This is a genomic window from Streptomyces sp. NPDC047117 (assembly GCF_040643545.1).
Lineage (GTDB): Bacteria > Actinomycetota > Actinomycetes > Streptomycetales > Streptomycetaceae > Streptomyces.
In genome coordinates this window covers 1-22911 of the sequence record NZ_JBEYUN010000034.1, presented here as the reverse complement: position 1 = coordinate 22911, position 22911 = coordinate 1, and the positions used below count along the sequence as shown (strand labels likewise).

The window sequence follows — 22911 nt, the reverse complement described above, 5'->3', positions numbered from 1 at the left end:
CGCGGGCGGCTCGCGCCCTCACCATCAGCGGCTTTGGCAAGTCACTTGACGTTCACGCCGGTTACGCGGTGCGCGCGCCGGCCAGCAGCCGCTCGAAGGCCGCCGGGCTCTGGTCGCCCACGAGGGGGGTGGTCCCGTCGGCGAGGAAGACCGGTACGGCGCGTACGGCAAGGGCGCGGGTCCGCTCCAGGCGGCGCGTCAGCTCGGCCTCGTCGTCGGCGTCGGGGGCGCTGTGCAGGCCCGCCTCGGCGGCCAGCCGCCCGAGCGTCGCGGTGTCGGCGATGTTCAGGCCGTCGGTGAAGTGGGCGCGGAAGAGGCGCTCGGCCACCTCCTCGCCGCGGCCGTGGCGCTCGGCGTGCGTGAGGAGGAGGTGCGCGGGGCGGGTGTTGGCGTTCACCGCGCGGTCGTAGTCCAGTACGAGCCCCTCGCCCGCCGCCTTCTTCGCCATGGCGGCCGCGGAATCCAGCGCCGCGGGGCCGAACTTGCGCTGCAGGACGGTCTTGAGCGGCTCCGGCGTGTGCGGCGCCGCGGGGTCGAGCTGGAAGGGGAGGAAGGTCACCTCGGCGCTGCCGCCGGCCGCGCGGTGGCTCCGCAGCGCCTGCTGCAGGTGGTGGTAGGCGAGGTAGGAGTGGGCGCAGATGACGTCCAGGACCAGGGTGATCTTCATCGGTGCCTCCGGGGCGTGGTTCGGGAGCGGGCCGCGGGTCAGCGCACGCCGGCGGTCTGCGGCGCGGACTGGGTTTCGGCGGTGTCGGACGGGTCGGTGGGGGCACCGCGGCGGGCGGTGCGGGCGAGCAGGAGGGCGGCCAGGGCGAGCGCCGGCACCCCGGCGACCAGGATGAAGCCGGCTTCGAAACCGATGGCGGCCAGCAGCGGGCCGACCAGCAGCGGCGAGACGAACTGCCCGGCGAAGGTGGCGGTTCCCGACAGCGAGGTGGCCTGGCCGCGGACGGCCTCGGGGACGCCCTCGCCGATCAGCACGGTCACCACCGGGAAGAACACGCCCTGTCCCAGGCCGAAGAGGACCGGAACGAGGAAGAGCAGCACCGGCTGGCTCGTCATGGCCAGGAGAAGGAAGGTCACGACCCACAGGGCGACGGCGGTGTGCAGCAGGGTGCGCTCGCCGAACCGTTCGCGCAGCGGGGCGTAGCCCAGGCCGATCAGGCTCATCACGGCGGACATGGCCACGGTGTAGAGGGAGACCAGCATCGGGCTCTTGACGCCCGCCTCGGCCAGCTGCTGGGGCAGGAAGACCATCAGCGCGTACAGCAGCAGGGAGGAGAGGAACTGCAGGCCGTACCAGGCGAGGAGGATGCGGTGGCGGCGCAGCAGGGCCAGGGCGCCCATGGGCCGGCCGGCCTGACCGCCGGCGGGCGCGGTGTGCTTGGGGAGGATCGCGACGGTGGCGAGGCCGAGCGGGACGGCGATGAGGTAGATCGCGAAGGGCAGGTGCCAGGAGACGCCGCCCACGGCGCCGGCGGCCAGCGGCCACACGACTCCGCCGAGGCTGGTGGCGGTGGACCGCCAGCCCATGGCGCGGTCCTTGGCGCGGCCCTGGTAGAGCGAGAGCAGGGCGACGGTGGTGCCGGCGAAGACGAAGGAGGCGCCGGCGCCGAAGATCAGGCGGGTGACGATCAGCGCCGGGTAGCTGTCGAGGAGCGCTCCGGCACCGCCGGCCACGCCGTAGATCAGCAGGCCGGCCGCGAGCGGCACGCGGGTGCCGAAGCGGTCCAGCAGGCGCCCGGCGAACGGGCTGACCAGGGCTATCCCGAGGCTGTGGACGGTGACGACGAGCCCGGCGGCGGTGCCGCTCACGCCCAGGTCGCCGCGGAGGATCTCGATGACCGGGGAGAGTACCGAGCCGGCCATGACGGTCAGGGTGGAGGCGAAGAGCAGGAGGGGGAACACGCCCGTGCGGGGCGAGCTGGTGGCGGCGGTCATCGGGCCACTCCGATCGCGAGGGGGCGCACGGTGGCGCGGGTGGGCAGGCCGTGGTTGGTCAGGCGCAGGACGCGCCCGTTGAAGGCCATGAGGGGCTGGATGAGGCCGTCGACGCAGACGAGGAAGGCGAGGGTGCCGATGCCGACCGGGCCGCCGAGCAGCCAGCCGAGGGTGAGCAGGACGCCCTCGATGCCGACCTTGGCGAGCCAGAACGGCACGTTCAGGCGCTGGTTGAAGCTGATGACGAGCAGGTCCATGGCGCGGATGCCGGTACCGCTCATGATGATCAGCGCGGAGCCGTAGGCGCACAGCAGGACCGCGGCGACGAGCGCGGGCACCGGGGCGAGCCAGCCCAGGTCGGCCAGGCGCATCAGGTCGATCAGCGAGCCGCAGAGCAGGAAGGTCACGAAGGGCATCACGACCGGACGGCGGCGGTTCCACACGGACCACACCAGGATGCAGACGGCGGCGATGGCGGCCTGCGCCAGCCCGATCGTGCCCGGCAGGTGCTCCAGCAGCCCGAGGGAGAGGACGTCGAGCGGGTCCACCCCCATCCCGGCGTGGATGAAGAGCGTGGCTCCGGCGGCGAAGACGACACAGCCGACGAGGTAGAGCGCGAGGCGCGGGAGCCGGTTGTGGAGGGTGGCGGGGGCTTCGGGGCGAGAGGGGGCGGAAGTGCTGGACACGACGGTCTCCCGGGGCGAGGTGTGGGGATCCGGCTGCCGCCCGCGGCAACGGGCGGCGGGCGCTCAGGCGTTGACGAAGATGAGGTTGTTGCCCTGCGGGTCGGTGATCTCGAAGCGCTGACCGGTCTTGTGCGGGGCGATGGCGGTGACGCCCAGGTCGGACAGGGCCTCGTGGGCGGCCGGGATGTCGACCTCGGTGAACGCGATGCTGATCGGCTGGTCGCCCTTGGTGTTGGTGACGATCAGCTCGCCGCCGTGGCCGGTGTCGAAGACGACGGTGGTGCCCGGGTACTCCTGCAGGACCTTCAGGCCCAGCCGGTCGCGGTAGAAGGCGACCATGGCGTCCAGGTCGTCGCAGAAGAGCTTGGTGACCGTGAGCTTGCCGAACATTGTGGTGTCCTTTCGGAAAGGTCCTGGGCCGGCCGGGGAGTGCCGGCGGAAAGAGAGGAGGTGGGACGGGAAGCGGGGTTCCGCGGGGTTTCCCGGCGGCTCCGACACGAAGTAAACTACACCGTGCAGTTCACCTTGTAAACCGCCCAGTGCAATTTGAGGAGTCCGGCCTGCCATGACGCCTGCCGCCGCCCCCCGTACGACCCCCGAAAACGCCCCCACCGGCCGCCCCGGAAAGCGCGCCGCCATCGACTGCGCGGCCCGCACCGTCTTCGGGAGGGAGGGCTACAGCCGGGCCAGCGTCGACGCCATCGCCGCCGAGGCGGGCGTCTCCAAGCGCACGATCTACAACCACCACCAGGACAAGGAGCACCTCTTCCGCGCCGTCGTGCAGCAGAGCTCGCAGGCCGTCGCCGAGCACCAGGAAGAGCTGATCGACCGCCACCTGGGCGACCCGGGGACCGACCTCGCCGCCGCGCTGACCGCCCTGGGCCACGCGCTGGCCGTCCCGCAGACCGACTTCGAGAGCCACTTCGCGCTGGTCCGTGTGATCTTCGCGGAGGCGCCGTACCTGCCGCCCCACGTCCTGGAGAGCTGGCGCGGCACGGGCCCGGGCCGGGTGCGCGCCCGGCTGGCCGAGCGGCTCGGCGGGCTGATGAAGGCCGGCGTGCTGCGCGACCGCGTCGCCCCGGAGACGCTGGCCCTCCAGTTCACCCAGCTGGTCACCTCGGAGGTGTACGAGCGCTCCTTCCACGGGGCGCTGCCGCTGGCGGAGGACGAGACGACGGCCCTGGTCGAGTCCGGCGTCGCGGCCTTCCTCGCCCTGCACGGCCCCGCCTCCTGAACCGCGGGGCGGGCTCAACCTAGGTGCTATCAACCGTCCCGCGGGGCCGGCGGCGTGCCACTGTGCTCTGGGCAGCGCCCGAGGGGCGCATCGACGGGGATCATGCCCGTACTCCGTCGTACGCACGGGCGGAACCGCAGCGCCGCGGCCGCGTCCGCACCCTCCTCGCAGCCCGCGTCCGCCCGCGAACTCAGGAGGAGCCCGTGTCACAGACGGTCAGAGCACTCCCCCACCCGGCGCTGCCGTCACCGGTACGCCCCGGCCCGCCACCACTCACCGCACAGCCGGCCGGGCCGTGGCGGGTGCTCGTCGTCGAGAACGACGCCCGCACCGCCCAGACCCTCACCCGGAGCCTGGAGCGCCACGGCCACCAGGTCAGAACCGCCGCGACCGGCGCCGCCGCGCTGCGGGAGCACCACCACGCCGACGTGATCCTGATCGACCTCGAACTGCCGGACGTGGACGGGCTGGAGATCTGCCGGTCCATCGCCGCCGTGTGCGACACCCCGCTGCTCGCGGTCACCGCCCGCGACAGCGAGGTCGACCGGGTGCTCGGGCTCCAGGCCGGTGCCGACGACTACCTGGTCAAGCCCTACGGGTTCCGTGAACTGCTGGCCCGTATGGGCGCGGTGATGCGCCGGGCCCGCCCCGCGGCCACCGCCGGCGCGGTCCTGCAGCTGGGGCCGCTCGTCGTCGAGCAGACCACCCGTACCGTGCAGCTGCACGGGCGGCCCGTCCCGCTCACCCGCAAGGAGTTCGACCTGCTGCTCCTGCTGGCCTCCCGGCCCGGCGCCGTGGTCACCCGGCGGCAGATCCTCCAGCAGGTGTGGCAGGACACCGACACCCCGCGCAGCCGGACGCTGGACACCCACGTCAACGGACTGCGCCGCAAGCTCGGCTCCGGCGACTGGATCGTCACCGTGCGCGGTGTCGGCTTCCGGCTCGGCCAGCCCCGGAACGCCCTCTCCGGCGAAGTGAGGTCCCCCGCATGAGCCCCACCGGTACCGGCCTCGTCCCGCGCCGCTGTCCCCGCCCGCGCGCCACGGCCGTCGTCCGACCGCGCACGACCGCGGCGCGTACGCCCCTGGCGGTCACGGTACGGCGGCGGCCACGCGGTACGGCTTCCCGGCCACGGGGCGGGCCCGGCCGGGAAGCCGCCGGCTATCCGTGCGAAGCGGACGCCGGCTCGTCCTCCGCCGGGCGGGCCGCGCCGGACGGGACGGACCGGGTACTGGACCGTCGGCCGCGCGGGGCCGCGACGGCGCAGGCGGCCAGCGCCCCGGCCAGGCAGACCGCGCCCGCCACCCACAGGCCGCTGCGGGCGCCGGCGGCACCGGCCAGCCAGCCCGTGAGCAGGGCGCCGATCGGGGTGGTGCCCTGATAGATGACGGTGTAGAGCGCCATGACGCGCCCGCGGTAGGCGGCCTCGGTCCCCAGCTGTACGCGGTGGTTGGCCGCCTGCGAGAAGACCATCATCGCGAAGCCGGTGAGGGCCAGCGACAGCAGTGCGACGGGGAACGTGGGCGCGAGCCCGGAGCAGATCTCCGTGACGCCGAAGGCCACGGCCGCGGCCAGCACGAGCCGCTGGCCCGGCCGGCCGCGCCGCATGGTGGTGACCAGCGCGGCGAGCAGGGAGCCGGCCGCCATCGCCGCGGTCAGCAGTCCGAAGGTGCCGGGTCCCGTGTCGAAGACCGTCCTGGCCAGCAGCGGCAGCGTGACCTGGAAGTTGAAGCCGGCCAGCGCCAGCAGGGCGACCAGGGCGAGCGGCAGCAGCAGGTCGCGCCGCGCGGCGACGTACCGCAGCCCCGCCACGACACCGCCGCGGGCCGCGCGCGCGGTGCCCCGGTGCAGCTCGTGCGGGCGCATCAGCGCCAGCGCGGCCACCGTGCCCAGGTAGCTGGCCGTGTTCAGCACCAGCACGGCCGGGGAGCCCCAGACGCTGATGAGCCCGCCGGCCGCGGCCGGCCCCAGCACCCGCGCGGTGTTGAAGTACGCGGCGCTCAACGCCGAGGCGTTCGGCAGCAGTTCACCGCCGACCATCTCGCTGACGAAGGACATCCGGGCCGGGATCTCCACCGCGTTGACCACGCCCAGGGCCGCCGCACAGCCGATGATGTGCCACAGCCGCAGGCCGCCGGTGAGCGCCACGGCCGCCAGCAGGCCGGCCAGCAGGGCGGCGGCGAGGTTGGCCGCCAGCAGCAGGCGGCGCTTGTCGTAACGGTCGGCCAGCCGCCCGCCCAGCAGCGTCAGCAGCAGGACGGGGGCGAACTGGGCGGCGGTGACGGCGCTGAGCGCGGCGGCCGAGTCCCCGGTGAGCCGCAGCACGAGCCAGTCCTGCGCGGTGAACATCATCCACGTACCGGTCACCGAGGCCAGCTGCCCCAGCGTGAACAGCCGGAAGTTGCGCACCCGCAGCGACGCGGTCATGCCGCGGAACACGCCGCCGCCGGTCATCGGGCGCCCGCCCCGGCACGCGCCACGCACTCCTCCAGGAACGCCAGGACGCCCAAGTGGTAGCCGCGCGCCGTCCGGCCCAGGCTGATGTTGTGGCCCGCGTCGGCCAGCCGCTCGACGCGGACGAGGGGCGAGGCGAGCCGGGCGGTCATCGCGTCCACGGTCCACCGGTCGGAGCGCCACCACTTCTCGTGCTCGGCGAAGGTGAAGCGCACCGGCACCCGGACATCGCGGGCGACCGACGGATAGGTACGCGGCCAGCAGGGCACGTCCCGCAGCTCGTTGCGGGGTATCGGGCCCACCAGTGGCTCGGCCATCCGGAACGTGCCCGGCGGATAGAGGGCCAGCGGGCCCCAGTGCAGCCGGTGGCCGCGGCGGCCGACGGGGTCGGCGAGCCGGTCGGTGCCCACGGCCCAGCGGTCGCTGATGCCGGACACGTCGACGCCGAGCAGCGGCGGCCCGCCGTCGCCGCCGTCCCGGGCCGCGGTCATGAGGGCGAGCTTGCCGCCCATCGAGTGCCCCAGCAGGAAGAAGCCGGCGCCCACCGGGTGCTCGCGCGCGTGGCTCTCCAGCGCCGCCCGGACGTACCCGGCCTGCTCGGCGAGGGGCAGGCCGTCGGGCAGCGCGGCCGCCGAAGCGCCGTAGCCGGGCCGGTCCAGGGCGAGTGCCGCGTAGCCGCAGGAGGCGGCGAGGGAGAGCATCGAGGTGGCCGGGTCGGCCCGGCCGTGGAAGTAGCCGGCCCGCATGCCGCCGCCGTGCAGCGCGACGAGCACGGCGCGCGGCGGGCCGCCGGACGGCAGGGCCAGCAGCCCGGACAGGCGGAACGGGCCCGCCTCGACCTCGACGGGCCGGACCGGATCGGCCGGCGGGGTGGCGGGTGGCGCCGCGGGCGGCGAGAGCTGGGGCATGGCGGGACTCCAAGTCGGGTGGGTGCCCGGCGGTGGCACGGAACGCGGAGGGCGGGCCGGGGCGGTGCGGAGGCGGACGTGCGCGGGCGGGCGCCGAGAAAACGGCGCCCGCCCGGGATGCGGCCGGTCAGTCCGTACCGCGGATGATGTGCGGTTCGGCGTCGAAGTCGTCCTCGGCCGTCAGGGGCGGCAGCTGCCACCCCGTCCGTTGCGGACCGGTGTCCTCGACGGGGCCGGGGGCTTCCTGTGTCACGGTCACGGTGTTTCCTCCTCGTACGGCGCGGCGTCAGGCGGCCAGTTCCTGCCAGCTGCGCGGCCCGGAGCTGCGCTCCACGCGCTCCAGGCGGCGCCAGCCCGCGGTGACGGGCCGGACCGGCGCGGGGTCTTCGGGGGCGGCGGCCATGACCCTGAGCAGGACGGCGGTGACGGCCGCCAGCTCCTCGGGGGTGGGCGAGCCCTTCTCCACGCGGATCACGTCGCGTGCTGCGTCCACTGCGTTCTCCTCACTGGGGCGGGTTGCCGTGCTTGCGGGCGGGCAGGCCGGCGTGCTTGCTGCGGAGCATCGCCAGCGACCGGGCGATGACCTGCCGCGTGCTGCGCGGGTCGATGACGTCGTCCACCAGGCCGCGCTCGGCGGCGTAGTAGGGGTGCATCAGCTCCTCGCGGTACTCGCGGATCTTCTGGGCGCGGGTGGCGTCCGGGTCGTCGGCGGCGGCGATCTCCCGGCGGAAGATGACGTTGGCCGCGCCCTCCGCGCCCATGACGGCGATCTCGTTGCTCGGCCAGGCCAGCGCGAGGTCGGTGCCGATGGAGCGGGAGTCCATGACGATGTACGCGCCGCCGTACGCCTTGCGGAGCACCAGGGAGATCCGCGGGACGGTGGCGTTGCAGTAGGCGTACAGCAGCTTGGCGCCGCGCCGGATGATGCCGTTGTGCTCCTGGTCGACGCCGGGCAGGAAGCCGGGGACGTCCACGAGCGTGACGAGGGGGATGTTGAAGGCGTCGCAGAACTGCACGAAGCGCGCGGCCTTCTCGCTGGCCTCGATGTCCAGGACGCCGGCGAAGTGGGCGGGCTGGTTGGCGACGATGCCGGCCACCTCGCCGTCGAAGCGGGTCAGGGCGCACACCACGTTGCCCGCCCACCCCGGCTGCACCTCGAAGAACTCGCCGTCGTCGGCGATCTCCTCGATCACCCGGCGGATGTCGTACGTCCGGCCCGGCTCGGCCGGCACCACGTCCAGCAGGTCCTCGCACGACCGGTCGACGGGGTCGGTGGCCGGTGCGGAGGGCGGCAGTTCGCGGTTGTTGGACGGCAGCAGCGAGAGCAGATACCGCACCTCTTCGAGGCAGGTCCGCTCGTCGTCGTACGCGAAGTGGGCCACGCCGGAGGTCTCGGCGTGCACGTCGGCGCCGCCCAGCCCGTTCTGGGTGATCTCCTCGCCGGTCACCGCACGGACCACGTCCGGGCCGGTGATGAACATCTGCGAGGTGTCGCGGACCATGAAGACGAAGTCGGTCAGCGCCGGGCTGTAGGCGGCGCCGCCCGCGCACGGGCCGAGCATCACGCTGATCTGCGGGATGACGCCGGAGGCCTTGGTGTTGCGCTGGAAGATGCCGCCGTAGCCGGCGAGCGCGGAGACGCCCTCCTGGATCCGGGCGCCGGCGCCGTCGTTCAGCGACACCAGCGGGGCGCCCGCCTGCAGGGCCATGTCCATGATCTTATGGATCTTCTGCGCATGCGCCTCGCCCAGCGCGCCGCCGAAGATCCGGAAGTCGTGCGCGTACACGAAGACGGTACGGCCGTGCACGGTGCCCCAGCCGGTGATCACACCGTCGGTGTAGGGCCGCTTGTCCTCCAGGCCGAACCCGGTCGCCCGGTGCCGGCGCAGCGGCTCCACCTCGGTGAACGAGCCCTCGTCCAGGAGCAGTTCGATACGTTCGTGCGCGGTGAGCTTGCCGCGGGCGTGCTGGCGCTCGGTGGCGGCCGGATCAGGTCCCTGGCGGGCCATCTCCTTGAGTGTTTCCAGCTCCGCCAGGTGGGCCTCGGGCGGCAGCACGGTCGGGGTGACATCGGTGACGGTCACGGAGATCTCCTCTTGCGGGTCGGTGGGGTACGTCCGGTCGCCGCCGCGCCGGTCAGCCGGCGGGCAGCGGGGCCGGGGCGCCGGTGCCGGCCGGCACGGACGCGCCGCCGGGCAGCAGGACGGCGGCCGGCAGCCGGTGCACGGCCCGGGGCGCGTCGGCCGCGCCCCGGTAGGCGACGGCCCCGTCGTGGTGCGGGCCGCAGTCGAGGTCCAGGACGGACCAGCCCGGCGGCCGCCGGGCGGCGTCCGCGCCGAGGTAGTCGGCGGCCGGCGACCGGCTGAGTCCGGTGCCCAGCGCCTTCAGGTACGCCTCCTTGCGCGTCCAGACGCGGCCGAAGGCGGCGCAGTGGCCGGGCGGTGGTACGTCCTCGATCTCGGCGCGTTCCGCCGGGTGGAGCGAGCGGGTGCACACCTCGACCGTGCCGGGGCGTGGCCGGCGCTCCACGTCGGCGCCGACGGTCTCGGAGGCGACGGCGACGAGCACCATGCCGCTGCTGTGCGAGAGCGAGAAGTGCAGCGGCGGGTCGGGGTGGGCGACGGCGGGCCGCCCGTGCGGGCCGCCGCAGCCCGGACACGGTTCGCGGACGAACGGCACCCGGTCCGGGGCGAGTCCGAGGTAGTGGCCGAGGACCCGGCGCAGGGCGATGTGCGCGGAGACGTACAGCACCCCGTCGTGGGGCCGGGTGAAGGAGCGGCCGCGGGCCTGCTCGCGCGCGTCCAGTTCGGAGCCGTCGAGCAGCGGTCCGAGCTGTTCGGGGCGGGGCAGGCGGAGCAGCCAGGCGTCGAGGAAACCGTTCATGCGGACTGCCCGGGGCGGTGGCCGTGGCCGGCGGGGCCGAGCTGTCCGGCGAGGCAGTCGATGAGCTCCTGGGCGCTGTTGGCCAGGAGCAGCATCTGGAGGTTCACCTCCACCTCCAGGGCGCGTTCGATGCGGTTCTGGAGCTGGAGCCCGGCGACGGAGCCGACGCCGAGGCTGTTCATCGTGCGGCCGTCCACGCCGATGTCGCGGGGCGCCACGCCCAGGACGCGGGCGAGCTCCCGGCGCACGTAGGCGTCGATGATCCGGGTGCGCTCCGCCAGCGGCAGCGTCACCATCACGGACCGGCCGGGCACCGCGACCTCCGGTCCGAGGAGGTCGTCGTCGGCCTCGTCGTCGAACTCCCAGCCGTCGACGTCCCACGCGTCGACGTCCCAGGTCTCGCTGTCCCACGTACCGACGTCCCAGGCAGCCGGGGTGTCTTGGACGGTCATCTGACTTCCTTCTGTGCGGCGTGGACAGGGGCGGGAACAGCGGCGGGCGCGGGTGCGGCGGCGGCATCGGGCCCGGCGGTACGGCGGCGGAGGCCCGCCAGTGCCGTGACCACGCCGAGCAGGCCGACGGCGGCGACGAGCAGATGCGCGGGCCGCTGGTCCGGTGTCCCCGTGCCGGTCGTCAGCAGGGCGGCGGCCAGCGCGGGCATGAGGACGGCACCGGCCTGGACGGCCGTCTGGTACGCCGCTCCCGCGACCGCCTTGTCGGCGTCGGCCGCCTCCGAGACGGCCTGGGTGTTCAGCGCGGTGAAGGCCAGTACGAAGCCGGCGCCCACCAGCAGCAGGCTGGGCAGCAGCCCGGTGACGTACGAGGTGTCCTCGCGCAGCAGCAGGAGGTGTCCGGCGAACGCGGACAGCGAGCCGAGGGCGATCAGCGGCCGGGCCCCGAAGCGCTCGACCATTGCCCCGGAGTGCAGTGCGGTCAGGGCCAGCGGCACGCTTGCCGGAAGGAAGGCCAGCGCGGCCTCCAGCGGGCCGAAGCCGAGCTCGTCCTGGAGCCGGAGCGTGGCGAGGAACAGCATGCCGAGGTAGGACCCGTTGAGGCAGGCAGCGCCCAGGGCCGACCGGCCCAGCGCGGTGCCGCCGCGGACGGACCGGGGCAGCAGCGGGGCGGCCGACCGGCGTTCGCCCACCGCCAGCAGGACCAGCAGCACCGCGGCCGTCAGCAGCAGTCCCGTCGTGCGCGGGCCGGTCCAGCCGCCGCCGGGCGCCCAGGCGACCGCGCCGGCCAGGGCCGCCGTACCGCCGGTCAGCAGCAGGACGCGCCCCACGGGCAGCGGCTGCCGCTCGTCCGGTGCCACGGGCGGCTGCGCGGGGACGAGCCGCAGCCCGGCCAGGAACAGCACGGCCACCACCGGGGCGGGGAAGGCCAGCGTGAGGCGCCAGTCCCAGCCGGTCAGCACGCCGGAGAGCACCAGGCCCGCGGTGAAGCCGCTGGCGCCGAAGAGGGTGTAGACGGAGATCGCGCGCCGCCGCACGGGCCCCGCGGGGAAGACGGACATGATGATGGCGAGCCCCATCGGTGCCGTCAGCGCGGCACAGCCGCCCTTGACGAAGCGGGTGGCCACCAGCAGTACCGGGTCGGTGGCGACGCCCGCGACGAGGGACGCGACGGCGAAGACGGCCAGCGCGCCCAGGTACAGGCGCCGCCGGCCCCAGCGGGCGGCCAGCCGCGGCCCGAGCAGCAGCAGACCGGCGAAGCCGAGGGCGAAGCCGCTCATGGTCCACTGCGTTCCGGCGGGCGGCAGGTGCAGGTCGGCGCCGATGGCGGGCGCCGCCACGACCAGTACGGACACCTCCAGGGCGTCGATGAGCATGTTGCCGGCGAGGACGGTCAGCAGGCCCCACCGCCGGGAACCGGCGGCGGCCGGCCCGGAGCGGGGCACGGAAGGAGTCGTTGGCGTCATGGTGGTCTTCCCGAGGCGAGAGAGGGCTGGTCCTGGGGGCGCGGGGTCCGGACGTCCGGGTGTCCGGACCCCGCTGCCGGCGCGTGCGGCCGCGCCGGCCCGGCCGGTTCAACCCAGCAGGGTGCCGCCGCTGGCGTCGAGGAAGGCGCCGGTGACCCAGCGGGCGTCGTCGGTGGCGAGGAAGGTGACGACGTCGGCGACGTCCTCGGGCTCGCCGACCCGGTTGAACGCGGAGAGCTGTGCCATCTGCTCCACCGCCTCGGGGATGTCGAACACCGGGTTGCCGTTGCGGGTGATGCCCGGCGCGACGCTGTTGACCGTGATGTTGCGCGGCCCCAGGAGCTTGGCGAAGTGCAGCGCGAGCTGCTCGACCGCGCCCTTGGTCATCGCGTAGGCGATCTCCTCGGGGTTGGCGAAGTGGGTCAGTCCGGAGGAGATGTTGATGATCCGGCCGCCGTCCGGCATGTTCTTCAGCGCACGCTGGATGAGGAAGAACGGCGCCTTGGCGTTGACGGCCACCAGCCGGTCGAACTTCTCGGGCGTCGTGTCGTCCACGGAGACGCCGCCCATTTCGCCGGCGTTGTTGACGAGGATGTCCAGGTCGGTCGTGCCGGTGCGCTCCTTCAGGCCCGCTTCCAGGCCGAGGAACAGCTCGTGCACGTCGCCGGGCACGCCCAGCTCGGCGCGGACCGTGAACGCCCGGCCGCCCTCCTTCTCGATGGCGGCGACGGTGTCGGCGGCCGCGTCCTCGCTGCTCGTGTAGTGCACGGCGACCAGCGCGCCCTCGCGCGCCAGCCGCAGCGCCGTGGCCCGCCCCATGCCGCGGCTGGAGCCGGTGACCAGTGCCGTCTTTCCGTTGAGCCTGCCCATGGTGTTCCCTCCCTGTGCGACCGCCGGCGCGGCCGTGTTCGTCAGTGGTGCCTCGGCCGGCCGGGTCAGGCCGAACCAGCGGTGCAGTGCGTCGTCCAGGCCGTCGGCCGTCCGCCCGGTCCACGCGACGTGGCCGTCGGGCCGGACCAGGACGGTGCCGGCCCCGGCCAGCGGGTGGCCGTCCGTTCCGCCGGCGAGCCGGGCGGACAGCGCGGTGACCCGGTCGGTACGGCCGGCGGCCGCCCGCCGCAGCGGCGCTTCGGCGTCCTCCTCGCCGGACAGGTCCAGCAGCAGGCCGCGGCCGGTGCGCAGCAGGGCCGCCGCGGTGGTGGCGCTGCCGTCGGCGCGGACCAGCGGGGTGTGCGGGAGCCGGGCGCCCAGCAGCGGGTGGCTGCCGGGGCCGACGTCGTACCGGATGTCCAGGCCGGAGATCATCCCCGCCAGGTGGGCGCGTACCGGCTCCTTGGCGATCAGTTCGGCGACGACGGAGCGGAGCGCCTCCACCTCGGGGCCGCCCAGCAGCAGCCTGGCCTGCGCCTGGATGTTGGACCGTACGCGGGCGCCGACCGCGTGCCGTTCGTCGTGATAGCTGTCCAGCAGACCCTCGCTGCCGAGCCTGCGGACCTGGATGGCCAGTTTCCAGCCGAGGTTGACCGCGTCCTGGAGACCCAGGTTCAGTGCCTGGCCGCCGATGGGCATCTGCTGGTGCGCGGCGTCGCCGGCCAGCAGGACGCGCCCGTCGCGGTAGGCCGTGGCCTGCCGGTCGGCGTCGCCGAAGGCGTTGACCCAGAGCGGGGTGCCGCCGCTGATGTCCTCGCCCGTCACCCGCCGCCACACCGTGGCGACCTCGGCGAAGTCCGGGTCGCCGGCGCGCTCGGCGGCCGGGCGGCCGAACTCGTGCACCATGACGCGGGTGACGCCGTCGTTCCGCCGGGCGGCGATGGCCAGCCCCTTCTCCAGCCGCTCGAAGCGCCGGTCGGGGATGTCCAGGCCCGCCACGTCCGCGCGCAGCAGCTCGCGGCCCGCGTCCCGGCCGGGGAACGCGGAGCCGGCCAGGCGGCGCACGGTGCTGTTCTCGCCGTCGCAGCCGACGACGCACAGCGCCGAGACGGTGACGGTCCGGCCGTCCCCGGTCACCGCCTCGACCTCGACCCGGTCGTCGAGGACCGACAGACCGCGCACCTCGTGGCCGCGGCGTACGTCGGTGCCGAGCGACCGGACCCACTCCCCCAGCAGTTCCTCGGTGCGGTGCTGCGGGACCTTCCACTGGCCGGGGTGGCTGCTGTCGAGCGTCAAGTCCAGCGGGATGCCGCCGAAGTGGCCGCGCGGTTCGCGGGGCGGGGTGCCCAGCTCCGCCAGCAGGCCGCGGGAGTCGAGGATCTCCATGGTGCGGGCGTGCAGGGTGGAGGCCCGCGACTCGGTGGTGGGGGCCGTGCGCTGTTCCAGCACGACGACCTCGGCACCGCCCAGCCGCAGCTCTCCGGCGAGCATCAGCCCCACGGGTCCCGCGCCGACGACGATGACCTGGGTGTCCAGTGCGGCCATGTCAGCGACGCGCCTCGGCGTAGTCCTTGGCGTGGCCCAGGGTGGCCCGGCTGTTGGTGCTGAGCGCGGTGCGCACGTACTCCCTGGCCTCCGCGACGCCGGCGTCGGCGCCGAGAATCCTGGTGATGTTGGCGGTGTTCAGGACGACCGTGTGCTGCGAGGTCGCGGCCACGCCCTCGTCGGTCTCCTCGAACGTCCACCGGCCGGTGTGCAGGGTCATCAGCGCCGGGAGCGTGACCTGCTTGTACGCGATCTTCTGCTGCGGGAAGCAGACCCGGTAGGACTTGGTGGTGTGCGTGGAGCCGTCCTTGGCGCGGGTGTCCATCTCCAGGCTCTGCAGCCCGGGGACGTCCTCCTCCAGGCGCACCGACGCGACGTGCGGGAGCCGCTCCTCCCAGAGCTGGGCCTCGTTGATGAAGTCGTAGGCGTCCTTGGCGGAGCCCGCGATGTGGACCGTGTCCTCGAAGGAGAAGGTCAGCTCGGCCGAGGCGTGGGCGAGTTCGACGTTCTCCTTGAGCGCGGCGAGCTCGGACCGCGAGTTGCGGTCGACGGCCTCGTCGATCCACTGCAGGGAGGCCGGGTCGTCGTCGATCGCACGGTAGTCGTGCAGCAGCCGGATCCTGGACTCGCCCTCGCCCAGCGGCTCGATGATCCAGGCGCCGCCCATGGCGGCGACCGGCGGCGCGGAGACCTCCTGGCGGAAGGTGATCCGCAGGGCCTCGGGGTCGAGGGTGCGGCGGGACGTCCAGTTCTTGGCCGTGCCGTTGGCGGTGGCCCAGATCCGGATGCGCTCCTCGTTGCCGCCCTGCTCGACGTGGTCGACGTAGAGGGTCGGCGGGAAGATGCGGGGCCAGTTCTCCACCTCGGCGAGCAGGCGGTAGACCTCGGCGGCGGGGGCCTGCACGGTGATCTCGTGCTCGACCTCACGGACCGTCATGGTGAACTCCTTGGGGAAGTGAGAAGGGGGATCAGAAGTTGCCGAGGCCGCCGCAGACGTTGAGCGCCTGCGAGGTGATGGAGGCGGCGGTGTCGGAGGCGAGGTACCCGACCAGGCCCGCGACCTCCTCCGGGGTGGAGTAGCGGCCGAGCGGGATCTTCGACTGGAACTTCTCGAGGATGGCGTCCTCGGTGGCGTTGTAGGCCTCGGCGTAGCCCTGGCGGACCCGCTGGGCCATCGGGGTCTCGACGTAGCCGGGGCAGACGGCGTTGACGGTGATGCCGGTCGGGGCCAGCTCGTTGCCGAGGGCCTTGGTGAAGCCGACGACGCCGTGCTTGGAGGCCGAGTACGGGGCGCCGAGGACGACGCCCTGCTTGCCGGCCGTGGAGGCGATGTTGATGATGCGGCCGCGGCTCTTGTGGCGCATCCGGCCCGTGGTGAGCACCTCACGGGTCAGCCGGAAGACGCTGTTGAGGTTGGTGTCGATGACGTCGTGCCACAGCTCGGTCGCGATGTCGGCGGTCACGCCGCCGCCGCTGCGGCCGGCGTTGTTGACCAGGACGTCGACGCTGCCGTGCCGGTCGACGGCGGCCTGGACGAAGGCGTGCACACTGGCGTCGTCGCGGACGTCCAGCTCGGTGCCGTCGGCCTCGATGCCTTCCTCGCGCAGCTGCTTGACGGTGCGGGACACGTTCTCGGCGTTGCGGGCGCCGAGGAAGACGGTGTGGCCCTGCTCGCCCAGCAGGCGGGCTGCGGCCAGGCCGATGCCGCTGGTGCCACCGGTGATGAGGGCGAGACGCCCGGAGGTGCGGGTCATGGAGAGGCTCCTTGGGTCGGGTCCGGCCGGTGCCGGGAGGGAGGGGAACCGCCCGGGGCGGCCGCGGCGGGGGCGGCCGCCCCGGAACGGGGTCAGGCGGCGGCGAGGGCCAGGTGGGCGTTGACCACCTCGACGAGCGCGCGCGGGGTGGTGGCGTCGGTCAGCGCGGAGTCGTCCAGCGTGATGCCGTACTCGCGCTCGATGCGGCCGCCGGTCTCCAGCAGGGCCAGCGACTCGTAGCCCAGCTCCTCGAACTCGGTGTCGAGGATGTCGCCGTTGAGGTCGACGCCCTCGTCGGCGCCGGCGCCCTCCAGGAGGATGCGCTTGAGGTCGTCCAGGGTGAAGACAGCAGACATGTGCGTTCCTTCGGGTTCGAAGCTCGGGTGTGTCCCGCGCCGTTGCGGGACACGGCAGGTGGTCAGCCGTCGGCGCGGAGCACGACGGCGGAGTTGAAGCCGCCGTGGCCGCGGGCCAGCACCAGCGCGGTGCGGACCTCGGCGGTGCGCGGCTGGCCGACGACCAGGTCGAGGTCGTAGGCCGGGTCGGGGTCGGTGTGCACGGTGGGCGGGATGAGCCCCTCGTCCATCGCCAGCAGCGCTGCGGCGACGTCCAGCGGCGCCGCGCCGGAGTACAGACGGCCGGTCATGGTCTTCGGTGCCGTCACCGGGACGCCCCGGGCGCCGAAGACGGTGCGCAGCGCGTCCGCCTCGATCCGGTCCAGCTCCACGGTTCCGGCGGCGTCGGCGAAGACGACGTCCACGTCCTGCGGGCGGCAGTCCGCCTCGCGCAGGGCCAGCTCGATCGCACGGCGCAGGCCCGGCTCCCCGCCGGTGCCCGGCTTGGGGTCGAACGTCGCGGCGTAGCCGACGAGTTCGCCGTAGATCCGGGCGCCGCGGGCGCGGGCGGCCGCGGTGTCCTCCACGACGAGGAGGGCGCCGCCCTCGCCCGGCACGTGGCCGTGCGCCGCCGCGTCGAAGGGCACGTACGCGCGGTCGGGGTTGTCGCTCGTGGACAGGCGGCCGCTGGTCAGCTGGGCGGCCCAGCCCCACGGGCAGATCGACGCGTCGACGGCGCCCGAGACGATCAGCGGGGTGCCCTTGCGGATCTGCCGCCGGGCCTGGGCCAGCGCGTCGAGGCCGCCGGCCTGGTCGCTCACGAGGACGCCGCTGGGGCCCTTCATGCCGTTGCGGATGGAGATCTGTCCGCTGTTGACGGCGTAGAACCAGGCGAAGGACTGGTACGCGCTGACGTACTGGCTGCCCTGGCTCCACAGCTTCTGCAGCTCGTTCTGGCCGAACTCGAAGCCACCGGAGGAGCTGGCGGTGATGACGCCCATGTCGAAGGCGGGCTGCGCGCCGGGGTCGATGCCGGCGTCGGCCAGCGCCCAGTCGGCGGCGACCAGCGCCAGCCGCGTCATGTGGTCGGTCTGCGGGATCAGCCGGCTGGGCAGGTGCGCCTTGGCGTCAAAGCCGGGCACCTCGCCGGCCAGCGTCGCCGGGTAGGACGACGGGTCGAAGCGGGTGACGCGGCCGATGCCGCTCTTGCCGATCCGGGTGGCCGCCCAGAAGTCCTGGGTGCCGAGGCCGTTGGGAGAGGCGACTCCCAGGCCGGTCACTGCCACGGAGGTGGTCATGCCTCGCTCCTCTCGGGCCGGGCGAGCACCATCGCGGACTGGAAGCCGCCGAAGCCGCTGCCCACGGTCAGCACGGCGTCGGTGCGCTGCTCGCGCGCGGTGACCGGGACGTAGTCCAGGTCGCATTCGGGGTCGGGGGTGTGCAGGTTGGCCGTGGGCGGCACGACGTGGTGCTCCATGGCCAGCGCGCTTGCGGCGATCTCGATGGAGCCGATGGCCCCGAGCGAGTGGCCGACCATGGACTTGATGGAGCTGACCGGCGTGGCGTAGGCGTGGTCGCCCAGGCTCTTCTTGAACGCGGCGGTCTCGTGGCGGTCGTTCTGCTTCGTGCCGGAGCCGTGCGCGTTGATGTAGTCGATGTCCTCGGCGTTCAGCCGCGCCTCGGCCATGGCGACGCGGATGGCCTCGGCCATCTCCGCGCCGTCCGGGCGCAGGCCGGTCATGTGGTACGCGTTGGAGCGGGTGGCGTAGCCGGCGATCTCGGCGTAGATGTGCGCGCCGCGCGCCTGCGCCGCGGTCAGCTCCTCCAGGACGAAGAAGGCCGAACCCTCGCCCAGCACGAAGCCGTTGCGGGTGTTGTCGAAGGGCCGGGAGGCCGTCTCGGGGCTGTCCTGGCGGGGCGTGGTCGCCTTGATCGCGTCGAAGCACGCCATCGTGATGGGCGAGATGGGGGCGTCGGAGGAGCCCGCGATCATCACGTCGGCGCTGCCCTCGCGGATCAGCTCGACGGCGTGGCCGACGGAGTCGATGCCGGACGTGCAGCCGGTGGAGACGACGGTGGCCGGGCCCTGCGCGCCGGTCGCCCAGGCGACCTCGGCGGCGAACGAGCTGGGTACGAGGAAGTCGTACAGGTGCGGCACGCCGTAGGTGTGGTCGACCAGGTCCAGCCGGCCGCCGTCGCTGACGGTGCGGTACTCGGTGTCCAGGCCCATGGTGGCGCCGACGGCGCTGCCGACGGTGACCCCGGTGCGGAACGGGTCGAGGTCCGCGAACTCCAGGCCGCTGTCGCCGACGGCCTCGCGGGCCGCGACGACGGCGAACTGGGCGGCCCGGTCCATCCGGCGGATCTCCTGCGGGGACAGGCCGTGCAGCTCGGGGTCGAAGTCGATCTCCGCCGCCACCCGGGAGCGGAAGGAGGAGGCGTCGAAGAAGGTGATGCCGCGGGTCGCGGTGCGGCCCTCGCTCAGCAGGCTCCAGAAGTTCTTGGTGCCGACACCGCCGGGGGCGAGGACCCCGATGCCGGTGATGGCGACGCGTCGGGCGCTCACGCGGACGCCTCCCAGTTGTAGAAGCGGGTCGCCATCGCGTCGGCGGGCGAGCGCCAGGTGGCCGGGTCGTACGCCTCGATGAAGGGCTTGAGGTCGTCGCTGATCTGCACGAAGCGGGGGTCGGTCTTCGCTTCCTCGATGAGCTCGCCGCCGTTGTCGGCGTCGAAGTCCTGGAGGTGGAAGTAGAGGCCCCGGTACGAGAACAGCTGGCGGCGGCGGGTGCCCATGCGGTGGGGCATCTCCGTGCCGTCGAACTCGCCGAAGAGGCGGGCGACGTCCTCCGCGGACTGCGGGTTCATCCGCGCGACGATGAGGGTGCTGTGCATGAGTGGGTTCTCCTTGTCGGCCGGTGGGAGTCCGGCGCTGCGGTCGGTGCGGAGGTCTTTCAGCGGGCGGGGCCGAACCACCGCTCCAGGGACATGGGCAGGTCGTGGTGGCTGCCGGGGGCGGCCCAGGCGACGTAGCCGTCGGGGCGGACCAGGACGGCGGTGGTGCCGGCCAGCGCGCTGTCCGGGGCCGGCTGTCCGGTGGCGGTGACGATGTCGACGCGGTCCGCCCAGCCGGCCGCGCGGTTCCGCAGGACGGCGTTGTCGGTCAGGTCGAGGAGGACGCCGCGGCCGGGGTGGAGCAGCGTGGTGCTGGTCGTGGTGCGGCCGTCGGCGCGGGTCAGTTCCAGGTCGGGCATGCGGCGGCCGAGCAGCGGGTGGGTGCCGCCGCCGGCGTCGTACCGGATCTCCAGGCCGCTGACCATCGCGGCGAGGTGCTTGCTGACGTCCTCGTAGCCGATCAGCTCGTTCAGCACGTCGCGCAGCGGCTGGATCTCGGCGCCGGAGAGGAACAGCAGGCCCTGGGCCCGGGTGTTCATCAGGAGGCGCCGGCCCACCGCGTGCCGCTCGTCGTGGTACGTGTCCAGCAGGGCCTCGGGGGCGCGGCCCTGGGCGACGGCGGCGAGCTTCCAGCCGAGGTTGACCGCGTCCTGGATGCTGGTGTTCATGCCCTGGCCGCCGGCCGGCAGGTGGATGTGGGCGGCGTCGCCCGCGAGGACGACGCGGCCGCGGCGGTACTGGGTGACCTGGCGGGTGGCGTCCCCGAAGGAGCTGACCCAGACCGGCTCGCCGTGCGAGATGTCCTGGCCGGTCACGCGCTTCCAGCCGGCCACGACCTCCTCGAAGGAGGGGGCGCTGCTGCGGCGCTGCGGCGGGGTGCCGCGCTCGCAGAGGATCAGGCGGGTGATGCCGCCGGGCAGCGGGCCCACCATGACCATGCCGCCCTCGAAGGTCTCGCCGATCATGCGCGGGTCCAGGTCCAGGCCCTTGACGTCGGCGAGGAACATCTCCAGCGTCGACGCGGTGCCGGGGAAGTCGAACCCCGCCGCCTTGCGGACGGTGCTGCGCCCGCCGTCACAGCCGACGAGGTAGCCGGTGCGCAGCGTCTGCGTGTCCCCGCCGGGCGTCCGGACGGTGACCTCGACCGCGTCGCCCTTGTCGGTGAAGGAGACGAGTTCGTGGCCGCGGCGCAGGTCGGTGCCCAGCTCGCGGACCCAGGCCTCCAGCACCTCTTCGGTCTGCGACTGGGGGACGGTCTTGGCGGCCTGGTGCGCGCCCTCCAGCACGCCGAAGTCGACGGGCAGGCCGCCGAAGTGGCCGACGTTGCTGGTCTCGATGTCGCCGAAGCGGGGCAGCAGCCCGCGCTGGTCGAAGATCTCCATGGTGCGCGCGGTGAAGCCCAGGCCGCGGGACTCACCGGTCCGCTCGGGCAGGCGCTCCAGGACGATCACGTCGACCCCGGCGAGCCGCAGCTCTCCCGCGAGCATGAGGCCGGCCGGGCCGGCCCCCACAACTATCACTGCAGCGTCCATTGCCTCTTTCTCCTTGGGTGGGCGAGTGGTCCCGTCGGGGCGCGACGGTCCGCGCCGTGGTGCGGCGGCCGCGGTCACGCGTCGGCGAAGACCGGCAGCAGGGGGGCGGGGAAGACTCCGGTGCCGGCGGCGGTGGTCACCAGGCGGCGGCACAGGGTGGTGAGCCGGGCGACGCCTTCGGCGCCCAGGTGTGCGTAGGGAGCGGCGTCCAGGCGGTCGGTGTCCCGCTCCACCTGTGCCCGCAGCTCCAGACCGCGGGCGGTCAGCGCCCCGGCCGTGTCCATGAGGCCGCGGCCGCGCAGCCGTTGCTCAGCCGCGGTCCAGTCCTCGTCGGTCCAGCCGCGCTTGGCCATCACGAAGGCGCGGGGCATGCCTCCGGGGCCTGCGGAGTGCGAGACCAGCCCGTCCAGGCCGGCCAGTCCCGCGTGGCTCAGTACGGCGAAGTGCCCGTCGCCGCGGTACTCCCGCAGCAGCGTCGCGGCGTGCCAGAGGGCCAGGTGCGGCCGGTCCGGTACGGGCAGGTCGGCGTGGGCCGCGTACAGCGGGCGGCCGGCCCGTTCGCACCCTTCGGTGGCGCGCAGGGCCAGTTCGGCCGCCTCGGCGGTCTCGGGCGCCTCGGCGAACTCCTCGCCCAGGCAGCGGCGCAGGGTCGTGTCGGCGGCGCGCAGGCGTTCCGCGAGCACCGTGGCCGGGGGCACCCGGTCCCAGAGGGCCGGGAAGTGCCCGGCGATCAGCCGGTGGGCGAAGCCGTTGGTGACGGCGGTGAGGGTGCCCGGTCCGGCCGGGCCCAGGGCCGCGGTCCGGGCGGCGAAGTAGCCGGCCATCGGGTCGTCGACGCCGTGGGCCGCCAGGTTCTCGTCCAGGTCCGGGGTGAAGTAGAGGAGCGAGTGGAGGGAGTTGAGGTAGAACTGGCAGCGGTTGGCGGGCGTGGCGTCGGTGGTCACGGGCGCACCGCGCTGTGGTGGAGGTGGTAGCGGGTGTAGCCGATGGGCCGCACCCCGGGGATGGCCTCGTAGGCCGCCCGGGCCCGGCCGGAGCAGGCGTCCCGCAGGAAGGTCTCGTGCGCCTCGTCCGAGGTCCACTCCGCGTAGTTCAGCACCCGGGTGCCGTCGACGCTGGTGTGGAAGTGCGTACCGAGCAACCCGTCCCGCGCGTACGGGCCTTCGCGCCCGACGGTGCCGATGATCTCCTCGATCACATGGCGCTGGCGCAGCGGGCCGTCGGTGTCGAAGGACGCGGCGACCATGCAGCCTGGGGGCTCGGCGGCGGCACCGTCCGGGACGAAGCTGCGGTGGAGCCGGTACTCCACCGCCTCCGCGCGGGCGGCCCCGGCCAGCGAGCGGGTGAAGGGGCGGTAGGCGGTGACGGAGGCGCACTGGGCATAGGTCAGTACGGTGTCGCCGGCGGCGCTGAGGTAGCTGCTGAAGGAGAGGATGTCGTCCGGCCACTCGGCGGTCTCCCACTGGGCGGTGACCTCGTCCAGGTCCTTCAGGGCCGTGGTGCGGTCGGGCGTGTACCAGTGGCTGACGAACACCGCCACGGCCCCGGCGTGGCGTACGTCCGGGAGGGTCGGATGGCACAGCAATTTACTGCCCTCTCTTCTGGCGGTGGTCCAGGAACGTCCTGGCGGTGGTCCAGGAACGGCGCGGGATGCGGTGCGCCGGGCGACCGGCCGGGCCGGCCCCGTGAATTCGCTCCGGATTTCCCGGGAAAATGCCGGGTTAATTCTTCTCGGCCGGCCGGAGGTTTTTCCCTGGCGGCCGATATCTCTATTCTCGCCGCCCGGACCGCACCGCTCAAGGCATTCCGTGTCAGATGAATGTCAACTTGCGTCAGAACTTCGCGGCCGGACCGGTGCGGTTTTTCAGTCCTTGATTTCGCAGATGACGGCGCCGGCGGTGAGGGAGGCGCCGACCTCGGCGGTCAGGCCCTTGACGGTGCCGGAGCGGTGGGCGTTGA

General features: G+C 73.7%; 24 protein-coding genes. 2 read left to right on the top strand and 22 right to left on the bottom strand.

Features of this window, described 5'->3' with window-relative positions; translation table 11 throughout:
* Positions 1-61: 61 nt before the first annotated feature.
* The 4 genes from ABZ840_RS36470 to ABZ840_RS36455 form a co-directional block, all read right to left on the bottom strand.
* Positions 62-667 carry a DsbA family oxidoreductase gene (locus ABZ840_RS36470; protein ID WP_361567968.1) on the bottom strand — a complete coding sequence of 202 codons (606 nt, stop codon included), beginning with the start codon at positions 665-667 and terminating at the stop codon, positions 62-64.
* Positions 668-705: 38 nt separating this feature from the next.
* Positions 706-1941 carry an MFS transporter gene (locus ABZ840_RS36465; RefSeq protein ID WP_361567966.1) on the bottom strand — a complete coding sequence of 412 codons (1236 nt, stop codon included), beginning with the start codon at positions 1939-1941 and terminating at the stop codon, positions 706-708.
* A complete protein-coding gene (locus ABZ840_RS36460; protein ID WP_361567963.1) occupies positions 1938-2627 on the bottom strand; it encodes a hypothetical protein in 690 nt (229 codons plus the stop codon). The genes ABZ840_RS36465 and ABZ840_RS36460 overlap by 4 nt, the downstream gene beginning before the upstream one ends.
* Positions 2628-2690: 63 nt before the next feature.
* Positions 2691-3017, bottom strand: coding sequence for a VOC family protein (locus ABZ840_RS36455; RefSeq protein WP_361567960.1), 327 nt, complete (start codon positions 3015-3017; stop codon positions 2691-2693).
* A gap of 175 nt (positions 3018-3192) precedes the next feature.
* Between ABZ840_RS36455 and ABZ840_RS36450 the strand changes: the two genes are divergently transcribed.
* Together ABZ840_RS36450 and ABZ840_RS36445 are read left to right on the top strand one after the other, a co-directional pair.
* Positions 3193-3861 carry a TetR/AcrR family transcriptional regulator gene (locus ABZ840_RS36450; protein ID WP_361567958.1) on the top strand — a complete coding sequence of 223 codons (669 nt, stop codon included), beginning with the start codon at positions 3193-3195 and terminating at the stop codon, positions 3859-3861.
* A gap of 203 nt (positions 3862-4064) precedes the next feature.
* Positions 4065-4853 (top strand): response regulator transcription factor, encoded by a 789-nt coding sequence (locus tag ABZ840_RS36445; protein ID WP_361567956.1) that lies wholly within the window; start codon positions 4065-4067, stop codon positions 4851-4853.
* Positions 4854-5022: 169 nt separating this feature from the next.
* Here the strand turns inward: ABZ840_RS36445 and ABZ840_RS36440 are convergent, their stop codons facing one another.
* The 18 genes from ABZ840_RS36440 to ABZ840_RS36355 form a co-directional block, all read right to left on the bottom strand.
* The gene (locus ABZ840_RS36440; RefSeq protein ID WP_361567954.1) at positions 5023-6315 is read right to left on the bottom strand and encodes an MFS transporter; all 1293 of its coding nucleotides are present in this window, start codon (positions 6313-6315) and stop codon (positions 5023-5025) included.
* The gene (locus ABZ840_RS36435) at positions 6312-7223 is read right to left on the bottom strand and encodes an alpha/beta fold hydrolase (protein WP_361567951.1); all 912 of its coding nucleotides are present in this window, start codon (positions 7221-7223) and stop codon (positions 6312-6314) included. The genes ABZ840_RS36440 and ABZ840_RS36435 overlap by 4 nt, the downstream gene beginning before the upstream one ends.
* 127 nt (positions 7224-7350) lie before the next feature.
* On the bottom strand, positions 7351-7482 hold the full coding sequence (locus ABZ840_RS36430; protein WP_361567949.1) for a hypothetical protein: 132 nt from the start codon (positions 7480-7482) through the stop codon (positions 7351-7353).
* Between the two features lie 27 nt (positions 7483-7509).
* Positions 7510-7716, bottom strand: a complete 207-nt coding sequence (locus ABZ840_RS36425) for an acyl-CoA carboxylase subunit epsilon (protein ID WP_361567947.1) — start codon at positions 7714-7716, stop codon at positions 7510-7512.
* Between the two features lie 10 nt (positions 7717-7726).
* Positions 7727-9232 (bottom strand): acyl-CoA carboxylase subunit beta, encoded by a 1506-nt coding sequence (locus tag ABZ840_RS36420; protein WP_361568024.1) that lies wholly within the window; start codon positions 9230-9232, stop codon positions 7727-7729.
* 127 nt (positions 9233-9359) lie between these two features.
* A complete protein-coding gene (locus ABZ840_RS36415) occupies positions 9360-10106 on the bottom strand; it encodes a 4'-phosphopantetheinyl transferase superfamily protein (RefSeq protein ID WP_361567944.1) in 747 nt (248 codons plus the stop codon).
* The gene (locus ABZ840_RS36410; RefSeq protein ID WP_361567941.1) at positions 10103-10558 is read right to left on the bottom strand and encodes an acyl carrier protein; all 456 of its coding nucleotides are present in this window, start codon (positions 10556-10558) and stop codon (positions 10103-10105) included. The genes ABZ840_RS36415 and ABZ840_RS36410 overlap by 4 nt, the downstream gene beginning before the upstream one ends.
* On the bottom strand, positions 10555-12024 hold the full coding sequence (locus ABZ840_RS36405; RefSeq protein WP_361567939.1) for an MFS transporter: 1470 nt from the start codon (positions 12022-12024) through the stop codon (positions 10555-10557). The genes ABZ840_RS36410 and ABZ840_RS36405 overlap by 4 nt, the downstream gene beginning before the upstream one ends.
* A 108-nt stretch (positions 12025-12132) precedes the next feature.
* Positions 12133-14439 (bottom strand): SDR family oxidoreductase, encoded by a 2307-nt coding sequence (locus ABZ840_RS36400; RefSeq protein ID WP_361567937.1) that lies wholly within the window; start codon positions 14437-14439, stop codon positions 12133-12135.
* Between the two features lies 1 nt (position 14440).
* Positions 14441-15376 (bottom strand): aromatase/cyclase, encoded by a 936-nt coding sequence (locus ABZ840_RS36395; RefSeq protein WP_361567934.1) that lies wholly within the window; start codon positions 15374-15376, stop codon positions 14441-14443.
* 31 nt (positions 15377-15407) lie between these two features.
* Positions 15408-16193 carry a 3-oxoacyl-ACP reductase FabG gene (gene fabG / locus ABZ840_RS36390; RefSeq protein WP_361567931.1) on the bottom strand — a complete coding sequence of 262 codons (786 nt, stop codon included), beginning with the start codon at positions 16191-16193 and terminating at the stop codon, positions 15408-15410.
* A 92-nt stretch (positions 16194-16285) separates the two neighbouring features.
* Positions 16286-16549, bottom strand: a complete 264-nt coding sequence (locus tag ABZ840_RS36385; RefSeq protein ID WP_361567928.1) for an acyl carrier protein — start codon at positions 16547-16549, stop codon at positions 16286-16288.
* Positions 16550-16611: 62 nt separating this feature from the next.
* A complete protein-coding gene (locus ABZ840_RS36380; RefSeq protein WP_361567925.1) occupies positions 16612-17826 on the bottom strand; it encodes a ketosynthase chain-length factor in 1215 nt (404 codons plus the stop codon).
* Entirely contained in the window at positions 17823-19094 is a 1272-nt protein-coding gene (locus ABZ840_RS36375; protein ID WP_361567922.1) for a beta-ketoacyl-[acyl-carrier-protein] synthase family protein, read from the bottom strand. Before ABZ840_RS36375 ends, ABZ840_RS36380 begins: the two co-directional genes overlap by 4 nt.
* Positions 19091-19420 carry a TcmI family type II polyketide cyclase gene (locus ABZ840_RS36370; RefSeq protein ID WP_361567920.1) on the bottom strand — a complete coding sequence of 110 codons (330 nt, stop codon included), beginning with the start codon at positions 19418-19420 and terminating at the stop codon, positions 19091-19093. The genes ABZ840_RS36375 and ABZ840_RS36370 overlap by 4 nt, the downstream gene beginning before the upstream one ends.
* A 59-nt stretch (positions 19421-19479) precedes the next feature.
* On the bottom strand, positions 19480-20952 hold the full coding sequence (locus tag ABZ840_RS36365) for an FAD-dependent monooxygenase (protein WP_361567918.1): 1473 nt from the start codon (positions 20950-20952) through the stop codon (positions 19480-19482).
* A gap of 74 nt (positions 20953-21026) precedes the next feature.
* On the bottom strand, positions 21027-21896 hold the full coding sequence (locus ABZ840_RS36360; RefSeq protein ID WP_361567915.1) for a hypothetical protein: 870 nt from the start codon (positions 21894-21896) through the stop codon (positions 21027-21029).
* Positions 21893-22492: a hypothetical protein gene (locus ABZ840_RS36355; RefSeq protein WP_361567912.1), complete on the bottom strand. Its 600-nt coding sequence runs from the start codon at positions 22490-22492 to the stop codon at positions 21893-21895. Before ABZ840_RS36355 ends, ABZ840_RS36360 begins: the two co-directional genes overlap by 4 nt.
* Positions 22493-22911: the final 419 nt, after the last annotated feature.

Excerpts from the sequence above, each read along its gene's own strand:
- ABZ840_RS36470 (WP_361567968.1), bottom strand. The coding sequence starts at position 667 with ATGAAGATCACCCTGGTCCTGGACGTCATCTGCGCCCACTCCTACCTC.
- ABZ840_RS36465 (WP_361567966.1), bottom strand. The coding sequence starts at position 1,941 with ATGACCGCCGCCACCAGCTCGCCCCGCACGGGCGTGTTCCCCCTCCTG.
- ABZ840_RS36455 (WP_361567960.1), bottom strand. The coding sequence starts at position 3,017 with ATGTTCGGCAAGCTCACGGTCACCAAGCTCTTCTGCGACGACCTGGAC.
- ABZ840_RS36450 (WP_361567958.1), top strand. The coding sequence starts at position 3,193 with ATGACGCCTGCCGCCGCCCCCCGTACGACCCCCGAAAACGCCCCCACC.
- ABZ840_RS36440 (WP_361567954.1), bottom strand. The coding sequence starts at position 6,315 with ATGACCGGCGGCGGCGTGTTCCGCGGCATGACCGCGTCGCTGCGGGTG.
- ABZ840_RS36435 (WP_361567951.1), bottom strand. The coding sequence starts at position 7,223 with ATGCCCCAGCTCTCGCCGCCCGCGGCGCCACCCGCCACCCCGCCGGCC.
- ABZ840_RS36420 (WP_361568024.1), bottom strand. The coding sequence starts at position 9,232 with ATGGCCCGCCAGGGACCTGATCCGGCCGCCACCGAGCGCCAGCACGCC.
- ABZ840_RS36415 (WP_361567944.1), bottom strand. The coding sequence starts at position 10,106 with ATGAACGGTTTCCTCGACGCCTGGCTGCTCCGCCTGCCCCGCCCCGAA.
- ABZ840_RS36410 (WP_361567941.1), bottom strand. The coding sequence starts at position 10,558 with ATGACCGTCCAAGACACCCCGGCTGCCTGGGACGTCGGTACGTGGGAC.
- ABZ840_RS36405 (WP_361567939.1), bottom strand. The coding sequence starts at position 12,024 with ATGACGCCAACGACTCCTTCCGTGCCCCGCTCCGGGCCGGCCGCCGCC.
- ABZ840_RS36400 (WP_361567937.1), bottom strand. The coding sequence starts at position 14,439 with ATGGCCGCACTGGACACCCAGGTCATCGTCGTCGGCGCGGGACCCGTG.
- ABZ840_RS36395 (WP_361567934.1), bottom strand. The coding sequence starts at position 15,376 with ATGACGGTCCGTGAGGTCGAGCACGAGATCACCGTGCAGGCCCCCGCC.
- fabG (WP_361567931.1), bottom strand. The coding sequence starts at position 16,193 with ATGACCCGCACCTCCGGGCGTCTCGCCCTCATCACCGGTGGCACCAGC.
- ABZ840_RS36385 (WP_361567928.1), bottom strand. The coding sequence starts at position 16,549 with ATGTCTGCTGTCTTCACCCTGGACGACCTCAAGCGCATCCTCCTGGAG.
- ABZ840_RS36380 (WP_361567925.1), bottom strand. The coding sequence starts at position 17,826 with ATGACCACCTCCGTGGCAGTGACCGGCCTGGGAGTCGCCTCTCCCAAC.
- ABZ840_RS36370 (WP_361567920.1), bottom strand. The coding sequence starts at position 19,420 with ATGCACAGCACCCTCATCGTCGCGCGGATGAACCCGCAGTCCGCGGAG.
- ABZ840_RS36365 (WP_361567918.1), bottom strand. The coding sequence starts at position 20,952 with ATGGACGCTGCAGTGATAGTTGTGGGGGCCGGCCCGGCCGGCCTCATG.